We start from the raw sequence: 7666 nt of genomic DNA on the forward strand, positions 1-7666 counted from the left end.
GACTGGCCGCCTCCGCCCGAGGACGAAGAAGCCCTCTACGGAGAGGACGAATACCCGGCGGAAGACCCCCCTTACGGGGACGGCCACCCAGAGGGCGATCCCGACGACGACCCCGGCGAGGACCCCGGTGACGACCCCGACTGGGACGCGTGGACGAAGGCCCGCCCCGCGATTCCGCACCAGGCCCCGGCTCCCGAGGCCCTTCCACACCCCGTGGAACCCACCCCGCTGACCCCGGAGGAGGTCCGCACCATCACCTCCTGGGACCGTGATCTGGACGCACTCACCGGAGAGCTGCTGCGCGCCCGCCAGAGCGTCACCGACGTTCCCCTGCCCGCGTCGCTCACCGCGTCCCAGCTGCTGCGCCTGGCAGCCGACCCGGACGGCTTCGCCCAGGAGCTCGTACGGCCCATGCCGCGCCCCCCGCAGCCCGCCGCGCGGCGGGGCACCCGCTTCCACGCCTGGGTCGAGGCCCGTTTCGAAGAACTACGGCTGCCCATGCTGGAACCCGAGGATCTGCCCGGCAGCGAGGCCGAGATCGCCGACGAACGCGACCTGGAGGTCCTCAAGGAAGCCTTCGAGCGCACCCCGTACGCGCACCGGACGCCCTACCGCATCGAGGCCCCCTTCCAGCTCACGATCGCCGGACGCGTCGTCCGCGGCCGCATCGACGCCGTTTACAGGGAAGGCGACGGCACCAGCGCGGCAGGCGACGGCCCCAGTGCTCAGGGAGCCGGCCCCACCTACGAGATCGTCGACTGGAAGACGAGCCGTACCCGCACCGCCGACCCCCTCCAGCTGGCGCTCTACCGCCTCGCCTGGGCCGAGCAGCAGGACGTGCCCCTGGAGTCCGTCGGGGCCGCGTTCCTGTACGTGCGCACCGGCGAGGTCGTACGCCCCGGCGACCTGCCCGACCGGGCCGCACTGGAACGCCTGCTGCTGGAGGAGCCCGGCGCGGACCCACGCGCAGGGGCAGCGGACGAACCGCCGGACCAGCATGTCCGCGCGGGCCGATAGGCTCATGAGCATGAGCCAGCCCGTTGACAGTGCCGTCAGCGCCGTCCGTACATACATCGAGAACCACCGCGCCGCCTTCCTCGACGACCTCGTGGAATGGCTGCGCATACCGTCGGTGTCCGCCCAGCCCGAGCACGCCGCGGACGTGCGGAGCAGCGCCGACTGGCTCGCCGCCAAGCTCAAAGAGACCGGCTTCCCCACCGCCGAGGTCTGGGAGACGCCCGGAGCCCCGGCCGTCTTCGCCGACTGGCCCTCCGACGACCCCGAGGCCCCCACGGTCCTCGTCTACGGACACCACGACGTGCAGCCCGCCGCCCGCACGGACGGCTGGGACACGGAGCCCTTCGAGCCGGTGATCCGCGGGAACCGCCTCCACGCGCGCGGGGCCGCCGACGACAAGGGCCAGGTGTTCTTCCACACACTCGGCGTCCGCGCCCACCTCGCCGCCACCGGCCGCACCACACCGGCCGTCCACCTGAAGATACTGGTCGAGGGCGAGGAGGAGTCCGGTTCGCCGCACTTCCGCGACCTCGTCGAGGAGCACGCCGACCGGCTCGCCGCCGACGCCGTCATCGTCTCCGACACCGGCATGTGGGACGAGGACACCCCCACCGTGTGCACCGGCATGCGCGGCCTCGCCGAGTGCGAGATCGAGCTGCACGGGCCCGACCAGGACATCCACTCCGGCGCCTTCGGGGGCGCCGTGCCCAACCCGGCCACCGCCGCGGCCCGCCTGATCGCCGCCCTGCACGACGAGCACGCACGCGTGGCGATCCCCGGCTTCTACGAAGGCGTGGTCGAGCTCACCGACCGCGAGCGCGAACTCTTCGCCGAGCTCCCCTTCGAGGAGGAGCGCTGGCTGCGCACGGCCAGGTCGACGGCGACGCACGGAGAGGCCGGATACACCACCCTGGAGCGCCTCTGGTCCCGCCCCACCGCCGAGGTCAACGGCATGGGCAGCGGCTACCAAGGCTCCGGCAGCAAGACGATCATCCCGTCCTCGGCCCTGGTCAAGCTCTCCTTCCGGCTGGTCGCGGGCCAGGACCCGGACCGCATCGAGAAGGCCGTCCGCGCGTGGGCGGCCGATCAAGTACCCGCGGGGATCCGCTGCGAGATCACCTTCGGCCCGGCCACCCGTCCCTGTCTGACTCCCCTGGACCACCCCGCCCTACAGTCCGTCGTACGCGCCATGGGCCGCGCCTTCGAGCAGCCGGTCCTCTTCACGCGCGTAGGCGGGTCCGGTCCCGCCGCCGACCTCCAGGACGTCCTCGGTGCACCCGTGCTCTTCCTGGGCATCTCGGTCCCCTCGGACGGCTGGCACGCCCCGAACGAGAAGGTCGAACTCGACCTCCTCGTCAAAGGCGTCGAAACCAGCGCCCACCTGTGGGGCGAGCTGGCCGGAAGCGGGCAAGAGACACCCTGAAGACGGCCCTCGAAGCCCGCGCACCCGCACCCTGCCGATCGCCCGCTGAAACAACCGTTCCCCTGGGGGAGTTGGAAGCACCCGTGACCACCTGGACCGACCACACCGCCGACCGCCCCATCTCCCTCACCGCCCCGAGCGGCATCGACCGTGCCGCCCACCACCGCCTCGACGAGGCCTGGCTCGCGGCGGCGTGGAGCCACCCGACGACGCGCTGTTTCGTGGTGTCCGGCGGCCAGGTCCTCATCGACGAGACGGAGGACGGCACCACCGAACTCGTCATGACCCCGTCCTTCGAGGCCCCGCTCACCGAGGCCCACCGCTACTTCCTGGGCATCGACGACGAGGGCGTGGCCTATTTCGCCCTCCAGAAGGACGCGCTCCCGGGCCGTATAGACCAGTCCGCGCGTCCCGCGGGCCTGCGGGAGGCGGGGCTGCTGCTGTCTCCGCGCGACGCGGGCCTCATGGTGCACGCGGTCGGACTGGAGAACTGGCAGCGCACGCACCGCTTCTGCTCACGCTGCGGCGAACGCACCGTCATCGCGGCGGCCGGCCACATCCGCCGCTGCCCGGCCTGCGGCGCCGAGCACTACCCGCGCACCGACCCGGCGGTGATCATGGCGGTCACGGACGACGAGGACCGGATCCTGCTGGGCCGTCAGGTGCACTGGCCCGAAGGCCGCTTTTCCACCCTCGCCGGCTTCGTCGAGCCCGGCGAGGCCATCGAGCAGTCCGTGCGGCGCGAGGTCTTCGAGGAGGCGGGCATCACCGTCGGCCAGGTCGAGTACATCGCCAGCCAGCCCTGGCCCTTCCCCTCCAGCCTCATGCTGGGCTTCCTGGCCCACGCCACCTCCACCGACATCACCGTCGACGGCGACGAGATCCACGAGGCCCGCTGGTTCTCCCGCGAGGAACTGCGGGCCGCCTTCGAGTCCGGGGACGTCCTGCCGCCCTACGGCATCTCGATCGCGGCGCGCCTGATCGAGCTCTGGTACGGCAAGCCCCTGCCCAGGCCGGGCGGCGCCGCCTGACGTCCACAGGGCAACACGAAGGCGGTCCCTGAGACATCTCAGGGACCGCCTTCTCGCACTGCCGGGCCGGGGACTCGGTCGTACACCGAGCCACCAGGGCGCGGCTACGCGCCGATCTTCTGCTTGACCTGCGCCAGCGAAGGGTTCGTGAGCGTCGAACCGTCGGGGAACAGAACGGTGGGGACCGTCTGGTTGCCGCCGTTCGCCTTCTCCACGAACGCCGCGGACTCCGGGTCCTGCTCGATGTTGATCTCGGTGTACGCGATGCCCTCGCGGTCCATCTGGCTCTTCAGCCGGCGGCAGTAGCCGCACCACGTGGTGCTGTACATCGTCACAGTGCCCAGCATGTCTCTGGCGCTCCTTCACGGCTCGGGGGCGGGTGGCTGTGAGGTGAACGCACGGGGACGGCCCGCCATTCCCACGGTCGGACGGCTCCCCGGTCCTGCTCACACGGCAGGGACACAGGTCACATCTCGTGGCGCCTGCCGCATTAGTACGACCGCAGGGCCAGGCCTGTGGACAACTTGCGCATCCGTCGCCGGGGACCTGGCAGCATGGCGGGGTGACAGCAGCAACGCACTCCACCCTGTTCCCGCAGGTTCCGGACACCCCCGACGCGGTGCTCGAAGGGCTCGACCCCGAGCAACGCGAGGTGGCGACCGCCCTGCACGGTCCGGTGTGCGTGCTGGCGGGGGCCGGCACGGGCAAGACCCGGGCGATCACCCACCGCATCGCCTACGGGGTGCGCGCCGGGATACTCCAGCCGTCCAGTGTGCTGGCCGTCACGTTCACCAATCGTGCCGCCGGTGAGATGCGCGGCCGTCTGCGCCAGCTCGGCGCCTCCGGTGTCCAGGCCCGGACGTTCCACTCGGCAGCGCTCCGCCAACTCCAGTACTTCTGGCCGAAGGCGGTCGGCGGCTCCATGCCGAGGATCATCGACCGCAAGATCCAGCTCGTCGCGGACGCCGCGGCTGCCTGCCGTATCCGTCTCGATCGCAACGAACTGCGGGACGTGGCCGCCGAGATCGAGTGGTCCAAGGTCACCCGGACGGTCCCCGCCGACTATGACGCCGTGGCGGACAAGCACGGTCGTGAGACCCCCCGCGACCCGGCCGAGATCGCCCAGCTCTACGCGGCGTACGAGGACCTCAAGCGTGAGCGCGCCGTCATCGACTTCGAGGACGTCCTACTGCTCACGGTGGGCATCCTCCAGGACCGGCACGACATCGCGGAGCAGGTCCGCCGCCAGTACCAGCACTTCGTCGTCGACGAGTACCAGGACGTCAGCCCGCTGCAGCAACGCCTGCTGGAACTGTGGCTCGGCGATCGGGACGACCTGTGCGTCGTCGGCGACGCCAGCCAGACCATCTACTCGTTCACGGGTGCAACTCCGGACCATCTGCTCGACTTCCGTATCCGCCACCCCGGAGCCACGGTCGTCAAACTGGTCCGCGACTACCGCTCCTCACCTCAGGTCGTCCACCTCGCCAACGGCCTGCTCGCCCAGGCCCGCGGCCGTGCGGCCGAGCACCGGCTCGAGCTGATCTCCCAGCGCGACCCCGGCCCCGAGCCTGTCTATACCGAGTACGCGGACGAGCCCGCCGAGGCCGAGGGCGCCGCCCGCCGCATCCGCGACCTCATCGCCTCCGGCACTCCCGCGAGCGAGATCGCCGTCCTCTTCCGTACGAACGCGCAGTCGGAGACCTACGAACAGGCTCTCGCCGACGCCGGGGTGCCCTACCAACTCCGGGGCGCCGAGCGGTTCTTCGACCGTCCCGAGGTGCGCAAGGCGGGGGTCGCCCTGCGTGGAGCGGCCCGCTTCGGCGCCAACGACTCGCTCCTCGCGGACACCGTCGACCTGCCCTCACAGGTGCGGGCCGTGCTGTCGGGGGAGGGCTGGACCAGCGAGCCCCCATCGGGCTCCGGCGCCGTCAGGGAACGCTGGGAGTCGCTGGCCGCGCTGGTCAACCTCGCGCAGGACTTCGCCGCGGCCAAGCCCGACGCCACCCTCGGCGATCTCGTCGCGGAACTCGACGAGCGGGCGAACGCCCAGCACGCACCCACCGTTCAGGGCGTCACTCTCGCCTCGCTGCACTCCGCCAAGGGCCTGGAGTGGGACGTCGTCTTCCTGGTGGGAGTGGCCGAGGGCATGATGCCGATCACCTACGCCAAGACCGACGAGCAGATCGAGGAGGAGAGGCGTCTGCTCTACGTCGGCATCACACGGGCGCGGGAACGCCTCCATGTCTCCTGGGCCCTGTCCCGCTCGCCAGGCGGGCGCCCGAACCGACGGCCCAGCCGCTTCCTCAACGGCCTGCGCCCTGGATCCGCCGCCACCGCGGTCAGGGGCGGCGCGGGAAGCACCGGTGGCATCGAGCGCGGTTCGCCGGGTGGCACGGCCTCCGTGGTTCCCCGGCCCACCAGCCGGACCCCCGCGCGGTGCCGCGTCTGCGGCCGCACCCTGAGGGACGCCGGCGAGATGAAACTGATGCGGTGTGAGGACTGCCCCTCCGACATGGACGAGGCCCTCTACGAGCGGTTGCGGGAGTGGCGGGCGGTGCAGGCACGGCGCAGCGGCCAGCCGGACTTCTGCGTCTTCACCGACCGGACCCTGATGGCCATCACGGAAGCGGTACCGACCACTCCGGCCGAACTCGCGCGCATCCCAGGGGTCATCGCACGTAAGCTGCAGCGCTACGGGGCCGATGTTCTGGCCATCTGCGCAGGTCAGGATCTTGAGGCAGACGACGAGGGTGACTGATATCAACTCGTCGAAAAAATAGTTTGCGCATGCCCCAGCAATCCCCATAGGTTCTTAGGCACGGGAACGGCGGCCTTCACCGAGGCACCGGTTCCGTGCTGTACTTAATATCCGTCGGATCAGGTTCACCCCGATCCCTCTAGACGCCGAGAGGAGGCGAGTCCAGTGATCAGCATCAACACCAGCACCGTCAGCACCGCCAAACTGACCGATCGCTCGGCCGTCTCCCTGTGCATGCTCGGCGTCTCGAACCTGGGCACCGGTCTGTCCGGCATCCGTGCCGTCCGTCCGGAGTCCTCCTCCGTGTCTCGCGCGGGTCTCCCCGTCAGTGAGCGCAATGAGCGACCGACCAAGGCACTGGAAGCAGCAGTAGTGGCACAGGCGCAGGCCTATGCCTTTGCGGCGGCCGCCGGTGCCGGATCCCTGAAGCAGACGACGCAGCACCACACGATGTGGGCCTTCCGTGGGCCAGACCCCTGGAGTGATCCAGCCTGATCGCCGATCAGGCCGGCGCCTTCAGGGCCGCGGAACCCCATCCGGGATCCGCGGCCCTTCTGTTTGTCCCTCACCAGGGACGACAGAGCGAAGGGGCCTCGGGACAAGAAAAGAACCCGGTACCAGCCGCCACCCGGCCAACCGGCCGGAACGACCAGACGAGGAAGACGAACCGTGCAACTCGAAGCGCACGCCCCGTCCGTACCGCCTTCCGAAACGATCCCCCCGCCCGGCCTCACGGAGGACTCCACCTTGACCCCGCTCACTGCGCTCACCGCGCTCGACGACGCCATCGAGAACCTCGGCGTACCCGTCCCCTGCCGTTCCTACGACCCGGAGGTCTTCTTCGCCGAGTCGCCGGCCGACGTCGAGTACGCCAAGTCCCTCTGCCGCACCTGCCCGCTGATCGAGGCATGCCTCGCCGGCGCCAAAGAGCGGCGTGAGCCCTGGGGCGTCTGGGGTGGCGAGCTGTTCGTCCAGGGTGTCGTTGTGGCCCGCAAGCGGCCGCGTGGCCGCCCGCGCAAGAACCCGGTCACGGCATGAACACCCTAGGAACGATCGACCGCCCCTTCACGCACGACCCCAAGAAGCAGGCCCCGATGAAGCCGTCCACCCACGAGCCCGCAGGCTCCGCGATTCCAGACTTCACCACCACCGGCGCGACGGGCTCGCGTCAGAACAGGACCCGAGAGATGCAACTCATCCCAGAAGCCCTGGCTCGTGCGCATATGCACGACCGACTGCGGGAGGCGGAGCAGGAGCGCCGGGCCATGCGCCTGGCGATGGCCCGGCGGATGCAGCGCCGCGCCGAGCGCGCCTCGATGCGGGCTCGCCGTGCGCTCGCCATGGCCGTGATGCAGTAGCCGACGCCAGGCACGCAGCCACGCAGGCACCGACCAGAAGCAGTAGCTGAGCGGGGGCCGGTCCGAACGGACCGGC

General features: G+C 70.6%; 8 protein-coding genes. 7 read left to right on the top strand and 1 reads right to left on the bottom strand.

What is annotated here, in order from left to right; translation table 11 throughout:
- The 3 genes from FNH08_RS39030 to nudC form a co-directional block, all read left to right on the top strand.
- Positions 1–1017, top strand: a 1017-nt coding sequence (locus tag FNH08_RS39030) for a PD-(D/E)XK nuclease family protein (protein ID WP_194238772.1), incomplete at its 5' end; no start/stop codon positions are given.
- Positions 1018–1021: 4 nt separating this feature from the next.
- On the top strand, positions 1022–2440 hold the full coding sequence (locus tag FNH08_RS39035) for a dipeptidase (RefSeq protein WP_407704546.1): 1419 nt from the start codon (positions 1022–1024) through the stop codon (positions 2438–2440).
- An 83-nt stretch (positions 2441–2523) separates the two neighbouring features.
- Entirely contained in the window at positions 2524–3471 is a 948-nt protein-coding gene (gene nudC / locus FNH08_RS39040) for an NAD(+) diphosphatase (protein WP_322726190.1), read from the top strand.
- Positions 3472–3575: 104 nt separating this feature from the next.
- On the opposite strand, the gene FNH08_RS39045 is transcribed toward nudC, so the two are convergent.
- Positions 3576–3818, bottom strand: coding sequence for a mycoredoxin (locus FNH08_RS39045; protein ID WP_003992805.1), 243 nt, complete (start codon positions 3816–3818; stop codon positions 3576–3578).
- 128 nt (positions 3819–3946) lie between these two features.
- On the opposite strand from FNH08_RS39045, the gene FNH08_RS39050 reads away from it, so the two are divergent.
- The 4 genes from FNH08_RS39050 (at position 3947) to FNH08_RS39065 (ending at position 7590) form a co-directional block, all read left to right on the top strand.
- A complete protein-coding gene (locus FNH08_RS39050) occupies positions 3947–6232 on the top strand; it encodes an ATP-dependent DNA helicase UvrD2 (protein WP_407704547.1) in 2286 nt (761 codons plus the stop codon).
- 165 nt (positions 6233–6397) lie between these two features.
- The gene (locus FNH08_RS39055) at positions 6398–6727 is read left to right on the top strand and encodes a hypothetical protein (protein WP_322726192.1); all 330 of its coding nucleotides are present in this window, start codon (positions 6398–6400) and stop codon (positions 6725–6727) included.
- Between the two features lie 174 nt (positions 6728–6901).
- A complete protein-coding gene (locus FNH08_RS39060; RefSeq protein WP_019072119.1) occupies positions 6902–7270 on the top strand; it encodes a WhiB family transcriptional regulator in 369 nt (122 codons plus the stop codon).
- Positions 7267–7590 carry a hypothetical protein gene (locus FNH08_RS39065; RefSeq protein ID WP_152776271.1) on the top strand — a complete coding sequence of 108 codons (324 nt, stop codon included), beginning with the start codon at positions 7267–7269 and terminating at the stop codon, positions 7588–7590. Before FNH08_RS39060 ends, FNH08_RS39065 begins: the two co-directional genes overlap by 4 nt.
- The last annotated feature ends 76 nt before the right edge of the window (positions 7591–7666 follow it).

This window comes from Streptomyces spongiae, assembly GCF_009377185.1.
GTDB classification, from domain to species: Bacteria; Actinomycetota; Actinomycetes; order Streptomycetales; family Streptomycetaceae; genus Streptomyces; species Streptomyces spongiae.